The sequence below is a fragment of the Solwaraspora sp. WMMA2065 genome, from assembly GCF_030345075.1.
Classification (GTDB): Bacteria; Actinomycetota; Actinomycetes; order Mycobacteriales; family Micromonosporaceae; genus Micromonospora_E.
This window is the reverse complement of the sequence record NZ_CP128361.1, coordinates 3,258,826-3,284,217: the sequence shown is the minus strand read 5'-3', so window position 1 is coordinate 3,284,217 and position 25,392 is coordinate 3,258,826. Positions and strand designations below refer to the sequence as shown.

Below are 25,392 nucleotides of genomic sequence, written 5' to 3'. Positions count from 1 at the left end.
CCGCTTCCTTTCGGCATTCCCGACCGACCAGTTCCGGTCCGTCGATCCGCATCAGCGGACCGGAACTGGCCGGCCAGTCGGTACGACCGGGCCGGTTTGTGACTTAGGCCGGCTGGTCCGGGGTCGCCGCCGGCTGGACCAACTCGACCAGGACGCCGCCGGCGTCCTTCGGGTGCACGAAGTTGATCCGCGAACCTGCGGTGCCCGGCCGAGGTGCGTCGTAGAGCAGCCGTAGTCCGCGCTCGCGCAGCGCCGCGCACGCCGCGTCGATGTCCACCACCGTGTACGCCAGCTGCTGCATCCCGGGGCCGTTGCGGTCCAGGAACTTGGCGATGGTCGACTCGGCAGACAACGGGGCGAGCAGCTGCACCTGACCGCCGTCGGGCACCGGCCCGACGGCGAGCATGGCCTCGCGTACCCCTTGGGCGTGATTGACTTCCAGGTGTACGCAGCGCATGCCGAAGGTGCGGGTGTAGAAATCGAGCGCGGTGTCCAGATCCGCCACAGCGATCCCGACATGGTCGATCTTCAGCAGGCCGATGTCTGTGACATAGTCCGCAGCGGCCTCGGCAGGAGCTTCTTCCGTCATGGCGATAGTCTGGCCGAACCATCGTTAAGTTGTCGCCGGCACCCCGGCCTTGTCCCACTGTGCGGAGGCGGAATCCCATGACCTCGGTGATCGTCAGCGGCGCACGCACCCCGATGGGCCGGTTGCTCGGCAACCTGAAGGACTTCCCGGCCACCGCCCTCGGCTCGACCGCGATCTCCGCCGCCCTCGGTCGCGGCGGCGTCGACCCCGATCAGGTGCAGTACGTCATCATGGGCCAGGTGCTCCAGGCCGGCACCGGCCAGATGCCGGCCCGGCAGGCCGCGGTCGGCGCCGGTATCCCGATGAGCGTACCCGCCCTCACCATCAACAAGGTCTGCCTTTCCGGTCTCGACGCGATCGCGCTCGCCGACCAGTTGATCCGGGCCGGCGAGTTCGACGTCGTGGTGGCCGGCGGGATGGAGTCGATGACCAACGCGCCGCATCTGCTGCGCGGCCAGCGTGCCGGCTACAAGTACGGCGACGTGGTGGTCGCCGACCACATGGCCCTGGACGGGCTGACCGACGTGTTCGACTGCTGCGCGATGGGCGAGTCGACCGAGCGGCACGGCACCCGGCTCGGCATCAGCCGGGCCGAGCAGGACGCCTTCGCCGCCACCAGCCACCAGCGGGCCGCAGTAGCCCAGAAGAACGGCGTCTTCGCCGAAGAGATCACCCCGATTGAGGTGCCGCAGCGCAAGGGTGACCCGGTCCGGCTGCTCAACGACGAGGGAATCCGGCCGGACACCACCGTCGAGACGCTGGCCCGGCTCCGTCCCGCCTTCACCCCGGACGGCACCATCACCGCTGGTAGTTCATCACCGATCTCGGACGGCGCGTGCGCCGTGGTGGTGATGAGCCGGTCCCGGGCCGAGGCGCTCGGCCTCGACTGGATCGCCGAGATCGGCGCGCACGGCAACGTCGCCGGCCCGGACAACTCGCTGCACTCCCAGCCGTCCAACGCCATCCGGCACGCCCTCGGCAAGGCCGGGATGACCGTCACCGATCTCGACCTGATCGAGATCAACGAGGCGTTCGCCGCCGTCGGCGTCCAGTCGACCCGGGACCTCGACGTCGATCCAGGCATCGTCAACGTCAACGGCGGCGCGATTGCTCTCGGTCACCCGATCGGCATGTCCGGCGCCCGGCTGGCGCTGACTCTCGCGCTGGAGCTGCGCCGACGCGGCGGCGGGACCGGCGCCGCTGCGCTCTGCGGTGGCGGCGGGCAGGGCGACGCCCTGATCCTGCGGGTGCCGACCGCGAAGTGACCGCAGGCTCCGACGGCGAAGTGACCGCAGGCTCCGACGGCCAGGTGAGCCGGGGCGGCTCCCGGGACGTACCGGATCTCGTCCGGCGGGCCCGCGCCGGCGACGCTCGGTCCGTCGCGCGGCTGATCACGCTGGTCGAGTCCGGTGGGCCGCAGCTGCCGCGGATCGCCGCCGAGCTGGCCGGGCACACCGGGCACGCCCTGGTCGTCGGGCTGACCGGCGCCCCCGGCGTCGGCAAGTCGACCACCACCAGCGAGCTGGTCCGGGTGCTGCGCGGCCGGAACCTGCGGGTCGGCGTCCTCGCCGTCGATCCGTCCAGCCCGTTCACCGGCGGTGCGATCCTCGGCGACCGGGTACGGATGCAGGACCACGCCACCGACCCGGGCGTGTACATCCGGTCGATGTCCAGCCGGGGCCACCTCGGCGGGCTGTCGTCGGCGACCCCGGCGGCGGTCCGGGTCCTCGACGGCGTCGGCTGCGACGTCGTGCTGATCGAGACGGTCGGCGTCGGGCAGGCGGAGGTCGAGGTGGCCGGGCTGGCCGACACCACGGTGGTGCTGCTCGCCCCCGGCATGGGTGACGCCGTGCAGGCGGTGAAGGCTGGCATCCTGGAGATCGCCGACATCTTCGTGGTCAACAAGGCCGACCGCGACGGCGCCGACGGCACCGTACGGGACCTGAAGGGCATGCTCGCGCTGACCGCCACCGCCCCGGGCGGCTGGCGCCCGCCGGTGCTGCGGACCGTGGCCGCCCACGGCGACGGTCTCGACGAACTGGTGACCGCGATCGAACGGCACCGCGACTGGCTGGCCGGCCGGGGCGAGCTCACCGCCCGTCGGGCCCGGCGGGTCGCCGCCGAGGTCGAGGCGATCGCGATCGGCACGCTGCGCGGGCGGATCAGCTCGCTGCGCGACGGTACGCTGCCCGCCGAACTCGCCGCCGAGGTGCTCGCCGGCCGGCTCGACCCGTACGCCGCCGCCGATCGGCTACTCACCGAGTTGACCGGGCCGGCCCCGCCGTCGCGCTGACCGGGCCCACCCCGCTTCCACCCCATGCCATGCCGACGGCTGCCATCCCCCCGCTGAACCGGCTGCTCCCGCAGGGCGCGGTCGGCGCACCGACGCGAGGTCCGCTAGGGTCGGCGCGTGCCCACCACCGTCGATCTCCCGATCATCGAGCTCGCGGCTGCGACCGTAGGCTACCTCAGTGCCGAGCCGGTGCTGCGTGACGTGACGCTGACCGTGCGACCCGGTCACCTGCTGGCGGTCACCGGGCCGTCCGGCGCGGGCAAGACGACCCTGCTATCGGCGATGGCCGGCCTGCTGCGGCCGATCGGCGGATCCATCTCGCTTGGCGGTGAACCGCTGCGCGGCCGCGACCACGCCGTGGATCGCAAGGTCGTGCTGGTCCCACAGGACAACGGTCTCGCCGCGATACTGACAGCAGGGGAGAACCTGCAGGTGGCGCTGATCGCTGTCGGGATGAGCCCAGCGGCAGCGCGGCGGGCCGGCGCGGCCGCACTCGACCGGCTCGGCCTCGCCGGTCAGTCCGACCAACTCGTCGAGGAGCTCTCCGGCGGCCAGCAGCAGCGGACCGCGTTGGCCCGGGCGCTGGCGCTGCACGGTGACGTGCTGCTCGCCGACGAGGTGACCAGCGAGCTGGACGCGGCCAACCGTCAGCTGGTCCTCGACCTGCTGCGGGCCGAGGCCGACCGGGGTGCAGCCGTCGTCTTCGCCACCCACGACTCGGAGGCGGCTGCCGCCTGCGACGCCGAACTGCACCTGCTCGACGGCCGGGCCGAACTGACCCGGCCATGGCCCGACCTACGAGTGATCTAGAAGGATCTGGCCGGTATATCGACCATGGTTCTTCTAGATCGCGGCGGGACTCGGTCGGCACGCGGCGAACTCAGCCGGCGCGGGCAGGTTCAACCCGGCCAGCCGGCCGCTCGGAGCGCCGCGGTCAATGGTCGACTATTTCGGCCGGGCGCACCCGGATCAGATAGGCCGGGAAACGGAGGATCCGGTCGCCGGCGACGCCAGCACGCGTCGAGGTAACGCACCCGTCCGGCCCGGTCCTTGCGCCGCTGTTGCAGGTCCGGTGGCGGCAGTCGATGCCGCCGGCAGAGCCGGACGAAATCGATCTCGGACAGCGCGGTCGCCCCACCATCGGCGTCCGCCGCCGCAGCGGCGATCAACCGGCGTCGCCGGACCCGGGGCAGCCAGCGCAGGGCGGCGAGGATCTCGGCCGGAACGACCCGACGCTGTTGGCAACCGGCGGCGATGATCGCCTGCGCCTCGTCGTCGGAACGGGCCCATTCTGCGGCATCGACCAGCGACCGCGCCATGCTGGTACGCATCGGGCGACCCACCTGGTGATGTTCCTCGGGCGTCACCGTGGTCCGCCGGACCATCATCGCCGGCATGTCGAGGGGCAGCCGACGACGTAGCTCCGGGTACTGCCGGTCACCGTCGACGAGTACCTGGATCGGACCCGCGCCACCCGCGAAGCGCAGCACTCCTTCACGGGCTGCGGTGAGCCCGCCCAGCAGCGCCGTCGGGCCTGCCAACAGCACAGCCACCCAGAGTGTCTGCTCGGCGGTCAGCGGCCCGTTGCTGGTGGACACGATCCCGGCACAGATCCGCCGTCACTGCCCACGACCGATACGCCGGCGCAGCCCGGACCGGCCCAGATGCTCGGTGGCCTGCGTCGAGGTGAGGACGCCGGACTGCTCGAACACCAGCCAGTCGAGATTCCGGCACCGGCCGGCATTCCGACATCGGCCGGCCCGGCAGCGGGTCACAACTGCGGTGCCACCTCGGCGGCGACGAGCTCGATGTGGTCCAGGTCGGCCAGGTCCAGCACCTGCAGGTAGATCCGTTGGGCGCCGATCTCGGCGTACCGGCCGATCTTGTCCACCACCTCGGCCGGCGTGCCGGCCAGGCCGTTGGCGCGCAGCTCGTCCGGCTCCCGGCCGATGACCGCCGCCCGCCGCGCCACCTCGGCGTCGTCACGACCACAGCACAGCACCAGCGCGTTGGACAGCCGCAGGCCGTCCGGATCGCGGCCCGCCTCGGTGCAGGCCGTCCGCACCTGCTGGAACAGCCGCGCCGACTCGGCGAGGCCCTCGAACGGCACGTTGAACTCGTCGGCGTAGCGGGCGGTCAGCTGCGGGGTCCGCTTGCGGCCCTTCCCGCCGAGCAGCAACGGCGGCCGGGGCCGCTGCACCGGCTTGGGCAGCGCCGGAGAGTCGGTGACCTGGTAGTACCTGCCCAGGAAGTCGAAGGTGTCGCCGACCGGGGTCTCCCACAGGCCGGTGATGATCGCCAGCTGCTCGTCGAGCCGGTCGAACCGCTCGGCCAGCGACGGGAACGGGACCGCGTACGCGGTGTGCTCCGCCGAGAACCAGCCTGCCCCGATGCCGAACTCGACCCGGCCGCCGCTCATCTCGTCGACCTGCGCGACGGTGATCGCCAGCGGGCCGGGGTAGCGGAAGGTGGCCGCGGTCATCAGGGTGCCGAGCCGGATCCGGCTGGTGTCCCGGGCCAGCCCGGCGAGGGTCGTCCAGGCGTCGGTCGGGCCGGGCAGTCCGTCGCCGCCCATCGCCAGATAGTGGTCGGACCGGAAGAATGCGTCGTACCCGGCGTCTTCGGCGCACCGGGCCACCGCGAGAAGCTGCTGGTAGCTGGCACCCTGCTGAGGTTCGGTGAAGATCCGCAAGTCCACGCCGTCGAGCATATGCCGGTCAGGACGACCGGGCCGGGCGCACCGGTACGCCCGGTAGGAGACGTTGTCGTCGGGGACTTCATCGACCAGCACCGCGCTACCTGGGACCCGACCCGGTTTACCCTGTGTCGTTGCTGAGTGCCGCGCCGCCGCCGGAAGTGAGGAAGGCCGTTCATGCGCTGGTCCCGACTACACATTCCTACGTTGCGTGCGGACCCGGCGGAGGCCGACGCACCGAGCCACCGGCTGCTGCTGCGGGCCGGCTACCTGCGGCAGTTGATGGCCGGCCACTACTCGCTGCTGCCGCTGGCGGTGCGGGTACGGGCGAAGGTCATCGAGGTGATCCGCGACGAGATGACGCGGATCGGGGCGCAGGAGTTCAGCCTGCCCGCGTTGCATCCGGCGGAGATCTGGCGCCGGACCGGTCGGTGGGATTCGATGGGTGAGGAGATGTTCCGGCTGCGCGACCGCAGGGGCGCCGACCTGGCGTTGGGCATGACCCACGAAGAGGTCTTCACGATCCTCGCCCGGGAGCTGAACTCCTACCGGGAGCTGCCGCAGCTGTGGTACCAGTTCCAGACCAAGTTCCGGGACGAGCCGCGGCCCAAGGCCGGGCTGCTGCGCACCCGCGAGTTCACCATGAAGGACTCGTACAGCTTCGACCTGGACCGGGCCGGGCTGGACCGGTCCTTCGACCTGCACCACGACGCGTACCGGCGGATCTTCGACCGGCTGGGCGTCCCGGCGGTTGCCGTGCAGGCGTCCAGCGGTGCCATGGGCGGGTCGGCGTCGGTCGAGTTCATGTGCCCGGCACCGACCGGCGAGGACCAGGTGGTCGACTGCCCGGCCTGCGGCTACGCCGCGAACCTGGAGAAGGCGACGTCGCGGCTCGATCCATGGACGGACGCCGCCGGGTCCGCCGCCCCGCAGCCGTTCGACACCCCGGGCGTACGGACCATCGACGACCTCGCGGTGCGCTTCGCCGCGCCGGCCGACCGGCAGATCAAGACCCTGGTGTACGTGCTCGACGGCGAGCTGACCCTGGTGCTGCTGCGCGGCGACCATCCGCTCAACGAGCAGAAGCTGGCCGACGCCACCGGTGCGGTGCAGCTGCGGGCGGCAGCCGCCGACGAGATCCGGGCGGCGTTGGGGGCGGCCCCGGGCAGCCTGGGCGCGGTCGGGGTGACCGGGGTGCCGGTGATCGCCGACGAGGCGCTGCGCGGCCGGCGGGACATGTTCACCGGCGCCAACGTCGACGGCGTCCATCTGCGTGGCGTCGACGTCGGCCGGGACGTCTCCGTCGGCAGCTGGGCCGACCTGCGCGAGGTGGCCGCCGGTCAGCCGTGCGTGACGTGCGGGGAGCCGCTGCGGGTACGCCGGGCGATCGAGGTCGGGCACATCTTCAAGCTCGGGCAGCGCTACAGCGAGGCATTGGACGCGGCGGTGCTCGACCCGGCCGGCGACCGGATTCCGGTGGTGATGGGCAGTTACGGGATCGGGGTGGAACGGGCGATGGCGGCGATCGTTGAAAGCCACCACGACGCCAAGGGAATCGTCTGGCCGGTGGCGGTCGCCCCGTTCTCGGTGGCGGTGGTCGTCGCCCAGGTCGACGACCGGCCGGTCGCCGAGACCGGCGAGCGGATCTACCAGCGGCTGCTCGCCGAGCGGGTGGACGTGGTGATCGACGACCGGTCCGAACGGGCCGGGGTGAAGTTCCGGGACGTGGAGCTGACCGGTATCCCAATGCGGATCACCGTCGGCAAGCGGTCGCTTGCTGAAGGTCTGGTCGAGGTGACCGACCGGGCCACCGGGGAGACGATCCGGGTGCCGGTGGACGGGGTTGCCGACCATGTCCGGGAGTGGCTACGGCGGGCGGGCTGAGCGGCTTCCGTCGCCGGTCCCACACAGCGGGCTTAGCGATCGTTCAGTGCGGGCTCTAGACTCGGATCCGCCCGGACCCGAGGAGGCCCTTCAATGGACGCCGAACAGATCGCCGCCGGTCGCGCCCGCTGGCAGGCCCGCTACGACGCTGCCAAGAAACGGGACGCGGACTTCACCACCCTGTCCGGTACGACGGTCGACCCGGTCTACGGCCCGCCGGACGGCGCCGACCATCCCGGCTTCGAACGGATCGGCTGGCCGGGCGAGTACCCGTACACCCGGGGGTTGTATCCGACCGGCTACCGGGGGCGGACCTGGACCATCCGGCAGTTCGCCGGCTTCGGCAACGCCCGGCAGACCAACGAGCGCTACAAGATGATCCTCGGCGCCGGCGGCGGCGGACTGTCGGTGGCGTTCGACATGCCGACGCTGATGGGCCGCGACTCCGACGACCCGCAGTCCCTCGGCGAGGTCGGGCACTGCGGGGTGGCGATCGACTCCGCCGCCGACATGGACGTGCTCTTCGACGGCATCGACCTGGCGGCGGTCACCACCTCGATGACCATCTCCGGACCGGCGGTGCCGGTGTTCTGCATGTACCTGGTCGCCGCCGAACGGCAGGGTGCCGACCTGGCCACCCTGGATGGCACCCTGCAGACCGACATCTTCAAGGAGTACATCGCCCAGAAGGAGTGGCTGTTCGGCCCCGAGCCGCACCTACGGCTGATCGGCGACCTGATGGAGTTCTGCGCGCAGCGGATCCCGCGCTACAAGCCGCTGTCGGTCTCCGGCTACCACATCCGGGAGGCCGGCTCCACTGCCGCGCAGGAGCTGGCGTACACCCTCGCCGACGGCTTCGGCTACGTCGAGCTGGGGCTCTCCCGCGGGCTGGACGTCAACCGGTTCGCCCCCGGGCTGAGTTTCTTCTTCGACGCGCACGTCGACTTCTTCGAGGAGATCGCCAAGTTCCGCGCCGCCCGACGGATCTGGGCCCGCTGGCTGCGTGACGAGTACGGTGCCACCGATGAACGCGCCCTCTGGCTGCGGTTCCACACCCAGACCGCCGGGGTGTCACTGACCGCGCAGCAACCGGTCAACAACGTGGTACGTACGGCGGTCGAAGCGCTCGCCGCCGTGCTCGGCGGCACCAACTCGCTGCACACCAACGCCCTCGACGAGACCCTTGCACTGCCCACCGACTCCTCGGCTGAGATCGCGCTGCGTACCCAGCAGGTGCTGATGGACGAAACCGGGGTGGCCAACGTCGCCGACCCGCTCGGCGGCGCCTGGTACGTCGAAGCGCTCACCGACCGGATCGAGGCCGAGGCAGAGGAGATCTTCGCCCGCATCCGCCAGCTCGGCGGCGACGGCCCGCACCCGATCGGGCCGATGACCTCCGGCATCCTGCGCGGCATTGAGGACGGCTGGTTCACCGGGCAGATCGCCGAGGCGGCGTTCGCGTACCAGCAGGCGGTCGAGGACGGGCGGAAGAAGATTGTCGGTGTCAACTGCCACACCGGCACGGTAGCCAAGGAGCTGGAGATCCTGCGGATCTCCCACGAGGTGGAGACCGAGCAGCGCCGGCTGCTCGCCGCCCGCAAGGCCGACCGGGACGACCCGCTGGTCCGCCGCCGCCTCGACGACCTGGTCACCGCAGCCCGGGGCGGCGACAACATGGTGCCCCCGATGCTCGACGCGGTCCGCGCCGAGGCGACCCTCGGCGAGATCTGCGACGCGCTGCGCGTCGAGTGGGGCATCTACCGCGAGCCGGCCCGGTTCTGATCCGACCCCGCGCTCCTGACCTGGGGGCCCGGTGCCGGCCACCAATCGGGGGCAGCGGTTCCGGCGGATACATGGTAGGCAATACGCCGTGACGGGACTTGCGGTGAGCTGCCGACGGGTGGTGCAGATCTACCGGGGCGAGGCCGGTGACGTGGTCGCGCTCTCCGGCGTCGACCTGCGGATCAACCCCGGGGAGATGCTCGCCCTGGTGGGGCCGTCCGGCTCCGGCAAGTCGACTCTGGTGGCGCTGCTCGCCGGGCTGATGCGCCCGTCCGCCGGCCGGGTCAGCGTCGGCAGCTACGACCTGGGCAAGCTCTCCGACCGGGAGGTCGCCCGGTTGCGGGGCACCCAGATCGGCGTGGTGCTGCAGGGTGCCGCCCGCAACCTGCTGCCGTACGCGACGTTGCGCCGCAACGTCTGGCTGGCCCAGCGGCGGGCCGCCGCCACCGCCGGCATCGACCTGGACGACCCGGACCGCATCCTCGACCTGGTCGGGTTGCCCGGCCGCGGCAGCGACCGGCTCGCCGAGCTGACGCCGGGCGCCCGGCAGCGGGCCGCGCTAGCCGTCGGTGTCGCCGCTTCGCCCGGCCTGCTGCTGGTCGACGAGCCGACCAGTCAACTCGACACCCGGGGCCGCGACGAAGTGCTCGACGCGCTGGAGACGATCAACCGGGAACGGAAGACCACGATCGTGGTGGTGACCCACGACGCGCAGGTTGGTGCCCGGCTCGGTCGGGCGGTGACCATACGGGACGGCCGGGTCGGCGCCGAGGGCCGCGACGGTGAGGACTTCGCGGTGGTGGCCGGCGACGGTACGGTGCAGCTGCCGCCCGAGGTGCTCGGCGACTTTCCACCCGGCACCCTGCTGCGGGTGGCCCAGGCCGACGGCGCGGTAACCCTGGTCGTGGGCGGGGCCGCCCCGCCCGGTCTGCTGCCCGACGGCGTCAACAGCACAGGAGTCTGATGTTCGCCCTGCTCGTTGGCGCGGTCCGGGCCCGGGCCGGCCAGGCCGTCGCCCTGTTGGTGCTCACCGCACTCGCGGTCACCGCCACCACTGCCGCCCCCTGGTACGCGGCGGCGACCACCCGTACCGTCGCCGATGCCGCGGTCGACGCGGCCGGCCCCAACCTGCTGGCCGCCCGCGCCACCGGCCGGGTCGCCAGCACCGCCGCCGAAGTCGCTGCCGACCAGCAGGTCGACCCAGCCGCCGGGGACCGCTCCGAGCTCGACGCCACCGGCGCCGACCTGGTCGACCGGGCCCGGCACGCCGGCGCCGAGATGATCGGCTACCCGGGTGCGACGGCGAGCAGTTCGGTGTGGAGCACCGGGCCCGTCGCCAGCGGCCAGGCCGAGCTGGCCGCCAACCTGACGCACCGGGAGCAGGTCTGCGAACACCTGACCGTCACCGGCACCTGCCCGCTGCGCCCCGGCGAGGCGTTGCTCAGCGCCCGCAGCGCCGAACGGCTCGGCGTCGGGGCCGGTGACCAGGTCACCCATCAGGCGACGCGCAGCGCGCCGGTGGTTCTCACCGTCACCGGGACCTACCAGGTGACTGATCCCGGGGATCCGTACTGGGCGTTCGACGACCTCGGCAGCGGCGGTACCGACGCCGACAGCGGTGACCCGGTCTTCGCCACCGCCGGCACGCTGGCCGCCGTACCGGTGGACAACCTGTTCGCCGCCCACCACCTGGTGCTGCCGGCCGCCGCCTACCTCGCCGGAGTCGACCTGGCCACCGAGGTCCGCCGCTCCGACGGTGGTGGCGTCGTCGGCCGTTGGCAGGTCCGCACCGACGCGGCGATCCTGGTGGACCAGATCGCCCGCCACCGCCAACTGGTCGAGCTCGGTGTCGCCGTCGCCGCCGGGCAACTGCTGCTGCTGTCCTGGTTCGCCCTGTTCTTCGCCGTCCGGCACACCGCCGAACACCGCCGCCGTGACCTGGGACTGGTCAAACTGCGCGGCGGTGCCCGATGGCGGGTGTGGCTGCTCACCGTGGGCCAGAGCGGGCTGCCGATGATTGTCGGCGCGCTGGTCGGTACCGCCGCCGGCCTGGTGGTCGCACGGCTGCTCGCCGGTGCCGGCCCGGACCCGGAGCAGGTTGGCTCCGCCACCCGGCTCGCCCTCGCCGCGACCGGCACCGCCGTCGCCGGTGCGCTGGTCGCCGCGATCGCCGCCGACCTGCGCAATGCCCGGGCCGGAGTGGTGGACCTGCTCCGGCATGTGCCGGCCCGGCAGCGCGGCTGGCGGGCCGACGTCGTCGACCTGATCGCGGTGGCCGTCGCCGGGGCCGGGCTCTACCAGGCGTCCGTCGGCGGGGCCGAGCCGGACGAGGCCGGTGCTCTGGTGCTGCTCGCTCCGGCGTTGCTGGCCCTGGCGATCGCGCTGATCGCCGGCCGGGCGGCCACCCCGGTGGCCGGGCGGGCCGCCGCGGTCCTGCTGCGCGCCGGTCGGCTGCCCGCCGCGCTGGCCGCGCTGCACCTGGCCCGCCGGCCGGGGACCGCGCGGTTGGTCGCCCTGCTCACCGTCGGGGTGGCGTTGCTCGGCACCGCGATCGGCAGCTGGACCGAATCGGTCTCCGCGCGGGCCGTCCGCGCCACCCACGCCACCGGCGCCGACCAGGTGCTCACCGTGCAGGCCCGCAGCCGGGCCCACCTGCTGGCCGCGGTCCGCGCCGCCGACCCGTCCGGCCGGTACGCGATGGCGGTGGTCGGCAACAATCCCGGATCGGCCCAGTACGTGCTCGCCGTCGACGCCTCCCGGTTCGCCCAGGTCGCCACCTGGCACCCCGGCTACGGCCCGGTCGCCGCCGAGGTCGCCGCCGCGCTCACCCCGCCGGCCACCGAGGTTCGGGTCGGCGACGGTCCGCTGGTTCTGACCGCCACCGGACCGGACGAGGTGCCGGTCAGCGTCGTGGCGCACCTGGTCGACCCGGCTGGAGACCCGGTGCAGGTGGTGTTCGACCTGCTCGGCACCGATCGTGCCGAGCATCCCGCCACGGTGACCGGCTGCGGCCCGGACGGCTGCCGGCTGGCGTCACTCGAACTAGTCCAACCAGCCCGGAACGGCGTACCGGTGCCGGCCGGGCCCGATCTCACGATCACCCTGCACGATCTGGCCGGGGCCACCACACCCCGGCTGGACGCGGCGTATCTCGGCGATATCGGGAACTGGCGTGGCGCGGTCGCCGGTGGTGCCATCGGCCCCCGGCTGACCACCGGGCCGGACGGCGCGACCGTCACCACCCCGCCGCCACCCGGCCGGGCGGACCGGCAGCGGTCCACCCGGATCCATCCGATCGACGCGCCGGTGCCGGTGCCGGTGGTCCGCTCCGGACCGGAGCTCGCCCCGGACGTTGCCGGCGAGCCACGGCTCGCCGTGTTCGGTGGTGCGGATCTGCCGGTGCGGTACGTGACGGTGGCCGACGCGCTGCCGCAGGCCCGGCTGCGCGGCTACCTGGTCGACCTGGAGCGGGCCGACCGGTTGGCCGACGGGGCCGGCACCGGCGACGTGCCGCAGGTCTGGCTCGCTCCCGACGCGCCGGCGGAACTGGCCGACCGGCTCACCGCCGAAGGGCTGACCATCATCGACACCGGTTCCCGGACCGAGGTGATCGAGCAGCTCGGCCGCCAGGGTCCGCCGTCGGCGCTGCGGTTCCAGCTGGCCGCCGGACTGATCGGGCTGCTGCTGGCCGCCGGGGCGCTGGCGGTGGTCGCGGCGGTGGAACGCGACGACCGGGCCGCCGAGATGGCCGCCCTGCGGGCCCAGGGGCTCCCGGCCCGCGCCGTCACCCGGATCGCCTACGGCGGATACGCCGTCACCGTGGGAATCGCGGTGGTGGTGGGCCTGATGGCCACCGTGCTCGCCCAGCTGCCGATCCGGCAGACGATGCCGATCTTCGTCGACAACTGGGCCGTACTGCCGCTGCGGATCGGTCCACAGGCTGTCCCGTTGCTGGTGAGCACGCTCGTCGCGGCCGCGGTGCTCGGCGCGGCCGCGGCGTTCGCCGGTGCCCGGCTGGTCCGGGCCGTCGACTCCCGGGTCGCCCCGCCGGCCGGGCCGAACCCACCGGCGGCCGGGCCCGGAGGCGTCGGATGATCTCCCTGCTGCTGTCCATGGTCGCCGCCCGGCGCGGGCAGGCGCTGGTCGTCTTCCTGTTGAGCGCGTTCGCCACCGCCGCCGCGGTGACCGGCCCGGCGTACCTGGCCGCCGCCGACCGGGCCGTCGTAGCGGCGGAGATCGCCGCCGCCGACCGCGCCGACCGCACGGTCACCCTGTCCATCCCCGACGTGGCACCCGGCGAGGAGGACGGCTTCCGGGCCGTCACCGGTGCCGTGCTCGACCTGCCCGGCTTCCGCACCGTCTACACAGTGCAGATGCCGGTGCTCGGGCTGGAACCCGCCGGCACCGACATCTCCTACCTGGTCTTCCGCGAGGACGTCTGCGCCAACCTGCGGATGGTCGCCGGGCGGTGTCTGATGTCGCCGTACGAGGTCGTGGTCGGGGCGGACACGGCACGACGCCTCGACCTGGCCCCCGGCACACCGGTCACCGTCACGTGGGCCGACTACGACCCGGTGCAGCGCATCTACCGTCCGGGCGGGGTACCGGCCGGGATCACCGTCGTCGGGGTCTACCAGCCGGTGGACCCGGATGCGCTCTACTGGGGCCGGACACCGTACTTCGTGCCCGGCGCGCCGGACGCCTACCGCGAACCGGTCTTCACCGGTCGGCACGCCGTCGACGCCATCGACCGGCGTAGCGACTACCGGGGCGTCGACGCGCTGGCCGAGTCCGCCGCGTTGGGACCGGACCGGCTGACGGCGCTCGGTGAGCGGCTGGACAGCCTCGAGGAGCAGGTTCGCGCCGACGGCGGCGGGTACGTCAACCTGTCCGACGACGTCGGCCCGCTGCTGGAGCGGATCTCGGCGGCACAGGCGTTGACCCGGCAGGTGGTGCCGGTCGCGGCCGTCCCGCTGGTGGTCCTCTGCCTGTTCGTCGTCTTCGTCGCGGTCGCCGCCGGCACCGTGGCCCGCCGTACCGAGCTGGGCCTGATCGCGTTGCGCGGAACGCCCCGGCGGACCCGGTGGACGCTGGCCGCCGGTGAGCCGGCGGTCGCGATCACCCTCGGCGCGCCGGTCGGCTACCTGCTCGGCTCGGTTGCCGTCGGGCTGCTCGCCGGCCTGCGACTGGAGGAGGGCCGGTTCGCTCCGGTCTCCTCAGGGGCGGCTGTGCTGGCCGGGTGCGCCGCGTTCGTCGGTGCGCTGCTCGCCGTACTGGCCGCCCAGCGCCGGGAACTGGCCAGCCCGGTCGTCGACCTGCTGCGCCGGGTGCCGGCCCGGTCCCGGCGGTGGGCGTCGCTGCTGGCGGAGACGGTGATGGTGGCCCTGACCGTGGTCGCCGTGGTGCAGCTGCGGCTGTTCGACAGCGAGTTGGTCGGTCTGTCGCTGCTGGTGCCGGCGTTGATCGGGGTCACCGTGGCGCTGCTGGCGGCGCGGTTGGTGGCACCGCTGACTGGCCGGCTCGGTGCCGTCGCACTGCGCCGGGGCCGGCTCGGCCCGGCGCTGGGGCTGCTGCACCTGGCCCGGCAGCCGGCCAGCCAACGGCTGTTCACGTTGCTCACCGTCACCGTGGTGCTGACCGGGTACGCGGCCAGCGCGTTCGACGTGGCCCGACAGTCGCGGGCGGCGCTGGCCGAGGTGCAGGCCGGGGCGGACCGGGTGCTGACCCTGCTGCCGGTCGACGCCGGGACGCTGCTGACCGCCGTGCGCACCGTCGATCCGAGCGGCGAGTACGCGATGGCGGTCGGGTTCGCCAGCACCGACGCCGACGTTCCGGTGCTGCTCGCCGACACGTCGGCGCTGGCCGCCACCGCCCGCTGGCGACCCGAGTTCGGTCCGGCGGGCCCTGCGGATGTCGCCGCGACGCTACGACGGCAGGCCATCGAACCGATCGCCGTCGACGGGACGATGATCTCGGTGGACCTGGTCGTCGCCGTCGCCGATCTGCGGCAGACCGGTGAGCCGGCGGATCCGGAGCAGACCGGCCCACCATCGGATCCGCAGGAGACCGGACCGGCCGACGACGTGTGGTTCACCGTTCATCTGCGTGCGGCGTCGGGGCGTGCGGTGGCCGAAGCGACGCCGGCCCGGCCGGGGCGGCACACCTACCGGATCCCGGTCGACTGTGCCGCCGGATGCCAGCTCGCCGGGCTGTCCGCCCGGGTCGAACCGGGCATCGGCCGCGCGGCCGACCCCGACAGCGCGGCCGGTTCGCAGGCCCGCGAGGTGACCCTCACCGGCCTCTCCGTCGACGGGAAGCGGTTGCTCGGCCCGGCGGAACTCACCGACGGGCGGCGCTGGCGCGATCCGTCCGGTGACCCGGCCGGGGCCGGTTCGGGCGGGCTGCGACTGCTCGCCGGCGGGGCCGCCCCCGACCCGTGGGCGCTGCCGGCCGACACGCCGTACCCGTTGCCAGCGGTGACCGCCCTGGCCGACGACCGGCCGCCCGGGCTGAACCCGACCACGGCGCTGCTGCCCACCGGTGCGCAGCTGACGTCCGAGGTCGACCCGGTCCCGGCGCTGCCGGCGCTGGGCGACCGCGGCTTCCTGGTCGACATGGAGTACGCCGTACGGGCGGTGCCGGAGAAGACCGGACTTGAAACGGCCCAGGTCTGGCTCGGTCCCCGGGCACCGGCCGACATCGCCGAGCAGTTGGACGCGGCCGGGCTTACCGTCACCGGCGAGTTCACCCCGGAGCAGCTCCGGGCCGGGTTGGACCGGCAGGCACCGGCCCTGGCGATCTGGTTCCACCTGCTCGCCGCCGCCCTGGCGGTGATCCTCGCCGGCTCCGGGATGGTGCTACTCGCCATGGTCGAACGGCGGCGCCGCGCCGAGGACCTGACAGCGCTGCGGACCCAGGGACTGCCGTCCCGGTCGGCGGCCGGTTCGCTGCGCTGGAGCGGGCTGCCCGCAGTGCTGCTGGCCACGGTGACCGGGCTCGGCGGTGCGCTGCTCGCCTGGTGGCTGAGCGGAAGCTACCTGCCGGTCACCGTCGAGGAGGCGGTCCCGCTGGCCCCGGTCCGCTGGCCCTGGCCGGTCGCCGTGCTGCTCCCCGTGATCGGCGTCATGCTGCTGTTCGGGGCGGTGGCGCTGGCGTTGGGACGCGCCCTGCGCGTGCGAGACTAGGTAACCATGAGCGACCCACGTACCACCCCGTCGATTTTCACTCGCGGCGCGGTAGACCTCAGCTCGCTGCGCAGCGCAGCGCCGGCCGGCGGGAACCGGCCGGACGGGACCCCGACCCGGGCCGGTGGCGGCCCGGCGGCCGGCGCACCGGCGGCAGCCGGTGCCGTCATCGACGTCACCGAGGCGACCTTCCAGACCGAGGTTCTGGAACGTTCGATGACCACACCGGTGGTCATCGACTTCTGGGCCGAGTGGTGCGAGCCCTGCAAGCAACTGTCGCCGCTGCTGGAGCGGCTCGCGGCCGAGGGCGGTGGCGCCTGGACGCTGGCCAAGATCGACGTTGACAGCAACCAGCGCCTGGCGCAGATGTTCCGGGTGCAGAGCATCCCCATGGTGTACGCCGTCGTCGGCGGCCAGCCGGTCGACGCGTTCGCCGGTGTGGTGCCGGAGGCCCAGCTGCGGCAGTGGATCGGCGCCGTGCTCAAAGCTGGCGGCGTCACCGTCGAGGAGCCGGAGAATCCGCTGCTCAACGCCGCCGACGAGGCGCTGATGATGGGCGACCTGGACGCTGCGGAGCAGGCTTACCGGAAGATCCTCAACGAGGCGCCGGCGGACACCGCCGCCGAGGCCGGGCTGGCCCAGGTCGCCCTGGCCCGCCGGGTGCAGGGGGTGCAGCCGGCGGCCGCGCTCGACGCGGCGGCGTCGGCACCGGACGACGTTCCGGCTCAACTGCTCGCCGCCGACGTGGAGGTGCTCGGCGGTCAGGCGGAGCAGGCGTACCAGCGGTTGATCGACCTGGTCCGGCGCAGCGCCGGCGACGACCGGGAGACCGTCCGCAAACACCTGGTGTCGCTGTTCACCATGGCCGGTCCGGACGACCCGGCGGTGACCAGGGCCCGCCGGGCACTGGCCAGCGCACTGTTCTGAGCCCCGCCGATGCGCCGGATCGCCGTACTGGACGCACCGTCGAACCTCGGTCTGCGACCGCCGACCGGGACGTCGGTGCCTGGCTGCGCGAAAGCGCCCGGCGCACTTCGGGACCATCAGCTGGTGGGTCGCCTCGGCGCCCGCGACGCCGGGTGTCTGACCCCGCCCCGGTACGACCCGGCGGACTGGCGACCCGGCGACGGGGTCTGCCACGCCGGGTCGATCTCGGCGTACACGATCGCCCTCGCCGGGCGGATCGGTGCCGTCATCGACGCCGGGGAGTTCCCGGTGGTGCTGGGCGGCGACTGCTCGATCCTGCTCGGCGGGGCGCTCGCCATGCACCGGCTCGGCGAGGCGGTCGGCGGGCGGATCGGCCTGGTCTACGTTGACGGGCACTCCGACTTCCGGCATCCCGGCAACGCCTCCTACGTCGGTGCGGCGGCCGGCGAAGGGCTGGCCCTGGTCACCGGCCGGGGCCAGCCGGATCTGGCGGGGATCGAGGGCCGCCGGCCGTACTTCCGGGACATCGACGTCGTGGTGCTCGGCATCCGGGCCCAGGACGAGTACCGGCTGGATCTCCAGGCGGCCGGGATCGTCACCCGACCGGTGCCGGAGCTGCGTGCGGAGGGGGCGGCGCGTAGCGCCCAGTGGGCCCGCGACCAGCTGGCCGACTGTGCCGGCTACTGGGTGCATGTCGATGTGGACGTGCTCGACCCGGCGGTGATGCCGGCGGTCGACGCGCCGGATCCGGGCGGCATCGCCTTCGCCGAGCTGGAGCTGCTGCTCGCGGACCTGGTCGACACCCCGCACTGCCTCGGCGTCGAGTTGACCGTCTTCGACCCTGACTACGACCCGGACAGCAGCTACGCGGCCGACATCGTCTCGACCCTGGTGGCCGGCCTGCGGCCGGTGCACGCCGGTCGGGAGTCGGCCGGACCGGCGAGTTCGGTGGCGGATGCGCCCCCGGTGGCGCGGGACGCCCCAGTGGCGGAGGACGTCCCAGCGGCGGGAGGCGCCGCGCCGGTCCCCGCGCCGGCCAAGCCGGGGCGGCTGCGGCGCGCCGTACCGCCCGTCGGTGTCGCCGACGGACCGCGGCCGGGTGCGGTCGGCACCGCCCCGGCCACTCCCGCCACCAACGCGCCCCTCCCTGAGGAGGGCGCGGCACCGTCCGGTTCGGAGGACGGACCGGTGCAGGCCGGCAACGTGCCGCTGGTGGGACCGCCACCGTCCGTCGAAGTCGACTAGCGTGCGCGCGTTCGAATCGATGAGCTAACGCGGCCCGTTGCGACGCCGTCCAGCCCGACCACGGCCCTGCGGTTGCCCGAAGCGTCTTCCCGATGAAACTTGCGGGACGGATCGAGGACAGTGGGTGTCAGACTCTCCGCGACCGGCAAGCCCGGTCCAGCGGGCCGTACGGACCTGATCCGATCCGATCCGACCTGATCCGATCCGGTCCGCCGGCCGTGCCACTGACGAGCATCGGGAGGATCCGTGAGAGTAGTACAGAGACTGGCGATGGGTGTGCTGGCTGCGGCCCTGTCCATGACCGGGGTGGCAGCGGCCGCCCCGGCCGCTGCCGCGGCGCCCGGGCCGGTGGCCGATTCCTCGCAACTGCGGGTCGGCCAGACCCGTACCTTCACCGAGACCGTGTACGTCGAGACAGGATCGGCCGCCGCCGGCCGCACCCCGATGCTGATCGTCGTCACCGAGTCAGTCGAGGAGGCGCCGACTTTCGGCGTGGCCGCGACGGAGTGCTGGATCCATCGGCGCAATTTGACGTCCAAGTCGTTGGGCGTCACTCAGCACACGTGGCAGCACCGCGTGCGGTGGTGCTTCAACGGGTCCGCGAAGGTGGACGTCACCGAGAACACCAGCGCCAATGTCGGAGTCGGTATGGGTTGGAACTGGCGGGGCGCCGGTAACAAGTGGATCTCGAATCCGAGTAGTTCCGCGTACCGGGTCTACGCCCAGGGGCACTACGAGTTGTGCTACACCATCTGCATCCAGAACAACTACCCGTCGCATCGGGCCGACTACAAGGCGAACGGGGTCATCGCCAATCAGGTCGACGTTTACCGCTGAACGGTGGAGCCAGTTGTCGGAAAGGAGATGTCAATGAAATCACCGGTATTCGTTGGGGTGCGGGGGAACGGTCTTGTCTCCTTCACTCTCGTATTGGTCCTGATGTCCACGGCGGTGTTCGTCTTCGGAGGCTCCACCGGCGCGGCGGCCGCGTATCCACAGTGCGACACGGAACACACGTTCCAGCACACGTCGACCGGCGGCAATCTGGCAGCCCCGGTATCGTCGGGGAACAACGCGAACTGTGTCCTTGGTCGGGGTAGCAGTGGCCACGGTGTGACTCGTTTGCAGTGGGTACTCAACAAGTGTTACAACGCGGGTCTGGCGACTGATGGAATCTACGGTGCCAAAACCGAGGCGGCCATCAGGTGGCTCCAGTCAGAGGCCGGAATCTCCAAGGACGGGGTCTACGGTCCGGTCACCAGGAACAATATGATGTTCCCCGTCTACGGGATAGAACAGTTCTTCGGGTGTTTCGGCTTCTCCGTCGTTCCTGGATCTTAGCCCCGGGGATCCTGACCGGCCGGTTCCAGCGGCACCCGTCGAACGCATCGACGGGTGCCTGCCCGGTCGTGCCCTGCTTCGTATCCGCTGGTCGAGGCCCGTCATTCTGGCAGAGCGGCGGGGACAAGCCGCGCGTACCAGGCTCCCGCCTCCTCGGCATGCTGTCGTGCCCGGTCGAGGTCGCCGCTGCCCCGGTACGCCCGCCCCAGGCCGGCATGGGCCCGGGCACACTCCCGGGGCACGCCGGTATCGGTGGCGACCGCCAGAGCCGTCGAGTGACGGGAGACGGCGTCGACCCATCTGCCGGCGCCGTGGGCGGCGATGCCGAGTTCGTTGAGCACCTCCGCCTCCCTGGCCCGGTCACCGGCAGCCAGCGCCAACGCTTCAGTGAGTAGTTCTGCGGCGTTGGTCCACTCGCCGAGCTGGTTCTGCAACATGCCGAGGCTGAGGCGGACCAGGACGGCCCCGAACCGGTCGTCGTGCCGGAGGAACTGTCGCCGGGCCTGCTCGTAGCGAGCGGAAGCGGCCTGCGGCTGGCCGAGCATCGCCTCGGCCCTGCCCAGGCTGAGCAGGGCATGTGGTTCGCCGACCGGGTCGCCGATGTCGCGGTACAGGCCGAGCGCCCGCCGGCTGTACCCGGCGGCCTGCTCGGGGCGCCCGAGGTCCAGCTCCACCCAGCTGAGATTGTTCAGGCCGTTGGCCTCCCCGTTGCGGTCGCCGAGCTCCCGCAGGAGCGTCACCGAACGCCGCAGGCTGCCGATCGCCGACCCGTACCGGCCCTGTCGGGCTTCGACACAGCCGAGCGTGCCCAACATCCGTGCCTCTCCGGTGCGGTCGGCGGTGTGCCGGAACAGTGCGGCGGCCTGCTTCAACCGGGCGGCGGCCGGCCCGAAGCGGGCGGCGTGGAAATGTGCGCTGCCGAGACCGAGCAGCGCCCGGGCCTGCCCGCCCGGGTCACCGACCTGCCGCGCGGCCAGCAGCGCGTTGGTGTGGACGGTGCGGGCGTGAGCCGGCCACTGGCCGTTGACGAGATACCGGTGCAGGACCCCCGACAGCGCCACCGCGTGTCGTGACCAGCCGTGGCCGGCGGCGTAGGTGGAGATCGTGATCAGGTTGTCCAGTTCGGCGTCGAGCCAGCGGGCGGCGGCGGCAGGATCGGAGAGGTCCGGCGTCGGCGGGGTCGGCGGCGCGACATCGGGTCGGTACGGTCGGTTGGCCGGATGCAGCCGGTCCATGGCGGTGCTCGCGGTGCCCAGGTAATGGTCGAAGAGCCGCTGCCGGGCCGCCCGCCGGTCGGTCCCGGTGTCGGTGTCGCGGCTCAGTCCGGCCGCGAAGGCGCGTACCAGGTCATGGATCCCGAACCGACCGGGCCGGGTCGGGTGGACGAGGTGCGCTCGGACGAGCCTGGCCATCGCCAGCCGGGCGGGGTCGAGTCCGGTCCCGGCCAACGCCGCGACGGCGTACGCGTCGAGGTCCGGGCCGGGGTGCACGCTGAGCAGCCGTAGCACCCGGACAGCTGGCTCGGGCAGGTGTCGGACCGACCACGAGAAGACGGTGCCGACCGCTGCCCGCGGATCGTCACCGATATCCAGAATGTCGAGCCGGCCCTGCCACCTGGATAATTCGGACACCAGCCCTGCGAGGTCCGTGTCCGGACGCGAGACCACCAGCTCGGCCGCGATCCGCAGCGCGAGTGGGAGCCGCCCGCAGCGGATCGCCAGCCCGGCGGCGACCTCGGGCTCGGCGACCGCCGGCGCGCCGATCAGTTGGCGCAGCAGGTCGACGGCATCCGGCTCCGGCAGCAGATCGAGTGTCAGCCGCCGTGCGCCCTGCACGGCGGCCAGCCCTGCGACGGTGTCCCGGCTGGTGATCAGCACCATGCACGATCCGGTGCCTGGAAGCAGCGGCCGTACCTGTTCGGCGGTCGCGGCATTGTCCAGCACGACGAGCAGCCGGCGGCCGGCGACTGCGGTGCGGAACCGGGCTGCACGCGCGGCGAGGTCGTCCGGATGTTCGACACCGGGCACACCCAGCGCCGTCAGGAATCCGCTCAGCGCCTCCGCCGGGGACAGGGGGTCGTGTTCGTCGGCACCACGGAGGTCGACGAAGAGTTGACCGTCCGGGAACCGGTGGAGGACTCGGCGCGCCCAGCGCACCGCGAGCGCGGTTTTTCCGACACCTGCCAGGCCACAGATCATGGCGACCGTGACGGTGGACCCGGCCGTCCCGGCATCGGCAGCTGACCCGGCGTCCAGGAGCCCATCCAGCCAGTCAAGCTCGGTCTGGCGACCGGTGAACTCCGCGACGTCGGCCGGCAACTGCGCCGGTACGACAACCGGTCCGCTCCGGCGATCCCTGAACGGGTACCCGTCACCGGACGGCCAGGGCTCGTCGCGTGCCGCAGACCGCCGGTTCGCGGTGCGGGCGGCGGGCGGCGGATCGAGCGCTGGATCGTGACGCAGGACCCGCTGGAACATCTCGGCGAGCTCCGGGCCGGGATCGACCCCCAACTCGTCGCCGAGGGAGGTCGCCGCCTGCCGGTACGCCGCCAGCGCGTCGGCCTGCCGGCCCGCCCGGTAGAGGGCATGCATGTACGCGGCGGTCAGCCGTTCACGAAGCGGATGGCGTTTCGCGAGTCCGGCCAGGTCGTCAACCAGCCGGTCGGCCGGGCCGCTGGCCAGCGCCTGCCGCGCGTACGTCTCGACGACGGCCAGCCGCCGTTCGTCGAGGTGGGCGGCGAGGGCACGGATCCGGTCGCCGCCCAGGTCCGCCAGTGCCGGGCCACGCCACCGTGCGAGGGCCGCGCGCAGGCTGTCCGCAGCGCGGGCCAGATCACCGTCGGCTTCGAACTCGTGGCCCCTGGCGACAAGCAGCTCGAACTGGAGCAGGTCCAGGTTCTCGGGCGCGACGCAGAGGCTGTAGCCGAACTCGTTCCGTTGCGGCCCTGCGTGTCCGTAACGGGCCAGTGTGGCACGGATCTGTGAGACCGCGTTCTGGATCTGGCGCCGGCCGGCCTCGGGAGCGGCGTCTCCCCAGACGGCGACCGCCAGTTCCGAGACGGGAACCGAATGGTTGACGTTGACCAGAAGTACCGCCAGCACGTTGCGCTGTCTGGGCCCGGCGATGGCCAACGTCTGCGATCCGGTTTGCGCCGCCAGCGGGCCCAGTACACCGAACCAGACCTCAGCCACGGACATCCACATTCATCACCCGTACCGAGTGTGTCGGGGCGTCGTGGCAAAAGGTAGCGATGACCGTTGTGTTGGTCAAGCAGGTGGTTTCACCGTTCATCCGGCGGCGAGTTCGTGCAGGAACTCCTCCGCGATCGGCACCGCCCGCCCGGATCCTGATCCGCCCTGCTCGACGAAGACGGCGAAGGCCAGGTCGCCCTGCCAGCCGATGAACCAGGCGTGTGTGTTCGTCGGGTCGTCGTCGTACTCGGCCGTGCCGGTCTTGCCGTGCACCGGCTCGCCCGGCACGTCCCGCAACGCCTGCCCGGTGCCATCGGTGACCACCTCACGCATCATCGTCCGTAGCGCGTCGACGGCGGCGGCGTCCAGTTGCGGACCGTCCGGTGCCGGGGACTGTGGTGCCGGCTCCGAGATCAGCGTCGGCTGCCGCCACTGACCACGGGCGACGGCTGCGGTCGCCCCGGCCATCGCCAGCGGGCTGACCAGCGTGGTGCCCTGACCGAACGCGGCGGCGGCCCGCTCGGCCGGCGGGCCACCGGTGGAGACCTTGCCGGTGAACGCGGACACACCGAGCCGCCATTCGCCCTCCAGCCCGAGCAGCCGGCCCGCCTCGGCCAGCCCGTCCGCCTCCAACCGCGGGGCCAGTTCGACGAAAGTGGTGTTGCACGACTTGGCGAAGGCGGTCCGGAACGGCACCCGGCCCAGCTCGAAGCCGTCCGAGTTGGTGAACGTGCGCCCGTCGACGGTGGCCGTCTCCGCGCAGTCGACCGGTGCGTCCGGGTCGACCGCGTCGGCTTCGAGCAGGCCGAGCGCGCTGACCATCTTGAACGTGGAGCCGGGCGGGACCTGCGCGGTCAACGCCAGGTTCTCCGTACCACCGTCGGGGCCGTTGGCGACGGCGACCAGCGCGCCGTCGCTGACCCGCACCGCCACCAGCGCGGCGCGCTGCCCCTCGTCGGCCAGCGCGGCGTCGGCGGCGGTCTGCACGGCCGTGTCCAACGTGGTCCGCAACGGCTCACCAGGCTGGGCGTCGGCGCGGAACACCACCTCGTCGCCGGAGACGCTGCCGTCCGGGGCGGTCCCGACGATCTGCACCGAGTACCCGGGGACGCCGCGTAGCCGCTCCTCGTACCCGCCCTGCAAGCCGCCGTGGCCAACCAGGTCGCCGACCTCGTACCGGCCGGGGTGCGCCTCCATGTCCTGCCGCTGCACCGGGTCGACGGTGCCGAGCAGCGCGCGGGCGAACTCCCGGGTGGGGGCCAGGTCCCACTCCTGCCGGCGGAACTTGGTGCCGGGCAGCTCGTAGATCCGGTCCCGAATCTGCTCGTACGCCTCCTCGCGCAGGGTGACCACCTCGACGAAGGCGTCCGGTTTCGTCGCGTCGAGCCGGTCCGCCAGCCCGGAGACGTCCACCGGCGGGCTGATCGCCGGTCGGATCGCCCGGAACGCGGCGTCGAGCTGGGCGGCCAGGGCGGCCGGGTCGTCGACCTCGCCGGGCTGTACGCCGACCACCACCACCGGGCGCGGCGCGACGATCGGTTGCCCGGCCCCGTCGAGGATGGCGCCGCGGGGCGGGGCGAGCCGGTTCAGTGCCAGCTGGTCGCCGCTGCCGAGCCGCTCGTGGACGATCGCCGGCTCCCAGATGATCTGCCAGGCGTCGTCGGCGCCCCGGCGTAGCCGGACCGACGTCGGGTAGCTCCACCGCACATCGCCGGGGAGCGTCCATTCGACGGCGATGGTGGCGGTCGCGATGTCCTCGGTCACCTCGGCGTCGCCGTCCGGGCGCAGCTGCGGCGGCGTGTCCTGCAGATCGCCGACGAGGGCGGTCAGCTCCTCGGTGACGTCGGTGGCGGGCACCCGTTCGCCGGCCGGGGTGATGAAGCCGATGTCGGTAAGGTCACCGGAGTGCCATCCGTCGATGAAGGCCGCGACTGTGGCGTCCGGTCCGTCATCGGAGGAACAGCTGGTCAGTGTGGTGACGGCGAGTAGCAGCACGATCGCGACGGTCGCCTTGCGGCGCATGCGACGGCCCCCTTCCGGACGCATGGCGGACACCGGAACGGTAGTACGTGCGCGCATGGACCGCTGTCCCTCGGGGTACCGGATGAACCGCTGTCCCGTTTCGTCCAGGGCATATCACACGACGTGGTCAAACGGTGTCGCCAAGCCGACGACAGGGGGCCGGTGTGCCGGCGGAACGACGATCCGGGAGGAATAGGCTTGGCCGAGGTTGACCCCACAGCGTGGTGGGGCCGAGGGGA

At 72.7% G+C, this 25,392-nt stretch carries 17 protein-coding genes; 12 read left to right on the top strand and 5 right to left on the bottom strand.

Going from position 1 to position 25,392, the window contains the following annotated elements; translation table 11 throughout:
- Nucleotides 1-103: 103 nt before the first annotated feature.
- Nucleotides 104-589, bottom strand: coding sequence for a methylmalonyl-CoA epimerase (gene mce / locus O7610_RS14755; protein ID WP_281551317.1), 486 nt, complete (start codon nucleotides 587-589; stop codon nucleotides 104-106).
- 77 nt (nucleotides 590-666) lie between these two features.
- Here mce and O7610_RS14750 point away from each other — a divergent pair, with 77 nt between their 5' ends.
- The 3 genes from O7610_RS14750 (at nucleotide 667) to O7610_RS14740 (ending at nucleotide 3,692) form a co-directional block, all read left to right on the top strand.
- A complete protein-coding gene (locus O7610_RS14750; protein ID WP_281551316.1) occupies nucleotides 667-1,854 on the top strand; it encodes an acetyl-CoA C-acetyltransferase in 1,188 nt (395 codons plus the stop codon).
- Nucleotides 1,855-1,874: 20 nt separating this feature from the next.
- Nucleotides 1,875-2,882: a methylmalonyl Co-A mutase-associated GTPase MeaB gene (gene meaB / locus O7610_RS14745; protein WP_281555686.1), complete on the top strand. Its 1,008-nt coding sequence runs from the start codon at nucleotides 1,875-1,877 to the stop codon at nucleotides 2,880-2,882.
- A 141-nt stretch (nucleotides 2,883-3,023) separates the two neighbouring features.
- The gene (locus O7610_RS14740; protein WP_281555685.1) at nucleotides 3,024-3,692 is read left to right on the top strand and encodes an ABC transporter ATP-binding protein; all 669 of its coding nucleotides are present in this window, start codon (nucleotides 3,024-3,026) and stop codon (nucleotides 3,690-3,692) included.
- Nucleotides 3,693-3,781: 89 nt separating this feature from the next.
- On the opposite strand, the gene O7610_RS14735 is transcribed toward O7610_RS14740, so the two are convergent.
- Nucleotides 3,782-4,480 carry a hypothetical protein gene (locus tag O7610_RS14735; RefSeq protein WP_289213512.1) on the bottom strand — a complete coding sequence of 233 codons (699 nt, stop codon included), beginning with the start codon at nucleotides 4,478-4,480 and terminating at the stop codon, nucleotides 3,782-3,784.
- A gap of 173 nt (nucleotides 4,481-4,653) precedes the next feature.
- Nucleotides 4,654-5,580 carry an LLM class F420-dependent oxidoreductase gene (locus O7610_RS14730; RefSeq protein ID WP_289213626.1) on the bottom strand — a complete coding sequence of 309 codons (927 nt, stop codon included), beginning with the start codon at nucleotides 5,578-5,580 and terminating at the stop codon, nucleotides 4,654-4,656.
- Between the two features lie 174 nt (nucleotides 5,581-5,754).
- Here O7610_RS14730 and O7610_RS14725 point away from each other — a divergent pair, with 174 nt between their 5' ends.
- From O7610_RS14725 to O7610_RS14685, 9 genes are all read left to right on the top strand, one after another.
- Nucleotides 5,755-7,461 (top strand): proline--tRNA ligase, encoded by a 1,707-nt coding sequence (locus O7610_RS14725; protein ID WP_289213511.1) that lies wholly within the window; start codon nucleotides 5,755-5,757, stop codon nucleotides 7,459-7,461.
- A gap of 93 nt (nucleotides 7,462-7,554) precedes the next feature.
- Entirely contained in the window at nucleotides 7,555-9,243 is a 1,689-nt protein-coding gene (gene icmA, locus O7610_RS14720; RefSeq protein WP_289213510.1) for a coenzyme B12-dependent isobutyryl-CoA mutase large subunit, read from the top strand.
- Nucleotides 9,244-9,331: 88 nt separating this feature from the next.
- Complete coding sequence (locus O7610_RS14715) at nucleotides 9,332-10,207, top strand: ABC transporter ATP-binding protein (RefSeq protein WP_289213509.1); 876 nt, start codon at nucleotides 9,332-9,334, stop codon at nucleotides 10,205-10,207.
- On the top strand, nucleotides 10,207-13,338 hold the full coding sequence (locus tag O7610_RS14710) for an ABC transporter permease (protein WP_289213508.1): 3,132 nt from the start codon (nucleotides 10,207-10,209) through the stop codon (nucleotides 13,336-13,338). The genes O7610_RS14715 and O7610_RS14710 overlap by 1 nt, the downstream gene beginning before the upstream one ends.
- Complete coding sequence (locus O7610_RS14705) at nucleotides 13,335-16,427, top strand: FtsX-like permease family protein (protein ID WP_289213507.1); 3,093 nt, start codon at nucleotides 13,335-13,337, stop codon at nucleotides 16,425-16,427. Before O7610_RS14710 ends, O7610_RS14705 begins: the two co-directional genes overlap by 4 nt.
- A 6-nt stretch (nucleotides 16,428-16,433) precedes the next feature.
- Nucleotides 16,434-17,354 (top strand): tetratricopeptide repeat protein, encoded by a 921-nt coding sequence (locus O7610_RS14700; protein WP_278171101.1) that lies wholly within the window; start codon nucleotides 16,434-16,436, stop codon nucleotides 17,352-17,354.
- A 9-nt stretch (nucleotides 17,355-17,363) separates the two neighbouring features.
- Nucleotides 17,364-18,599, top strand: a complete 1,236-nt coding sequence (locus tag O7610_RS14695) for an arginase family protein (protein WP_289213506.1) — start codon at nucleotides 17,364-17,366, stop codon at nucleotides 18,597-18,599.
- A 246-nt stretch (nucleotides 18,600-18,845) separates the two neighbouring features.
- Complete coding sequence (locus O7610_RS14690) at nucleotides 18,846-19,436, top strand: hypothetical protein (RefSeq protein ID WP_289213505.1); 591 nt, start codon at nucleotides 18,846-18,848, stop codon at nucleotides 19,434-19,436.
- 33 nt (nucleotides 19,437-19,469) lie between these two features.
- Nucleotides 19,470-19,940, top strand: a complete 471-nt coding sequence (locus tag O7610_RS14685) for a peptidoglycan-binding domain-containing protein (protein ID WP_289213504.1) — start codon at nucleotides 19,470-19,472, stop codon at nucleotides 19,938-19,940.
- A 101-nt stretch (nucleotides 19,941-20,041) separates the two neighbouring features.
- On the opposite strand, the gene O7610_RS14680 is transcribed toward O7610_RS14685, so the two are convergent.
- Nucleotides 20,042-23,131 carry an AfsR/SARP family transcriptional regulator gene (locus O7610_RS14680; protein WP_289213503.1) on the bottom strand — a complete coding sequence of 1,030 codons (3,090 nt, stop codon included), beginning with the start codon at nucleotides 23,129-23,131 and terminating at the stop codon, nucleotides 20,042-20,044.
- 96 nt (nucleotides 23,132-23,227) lie between these two features.
- Nucleotides 23,228-25,153, bottom strand: coding sequence for a penicillin-binding transpeptidase domain-containing protein (locus tag O7610_RS14675; protein WP_289213502.1), 1,926 nt, complete (start codon nucleotides 25,151-25,153; stop codon nucleotides 23,228-23,230).
- Between the last annotated feature and the right edge of the window lie 239 nt (nucleotides 25,154-25,392).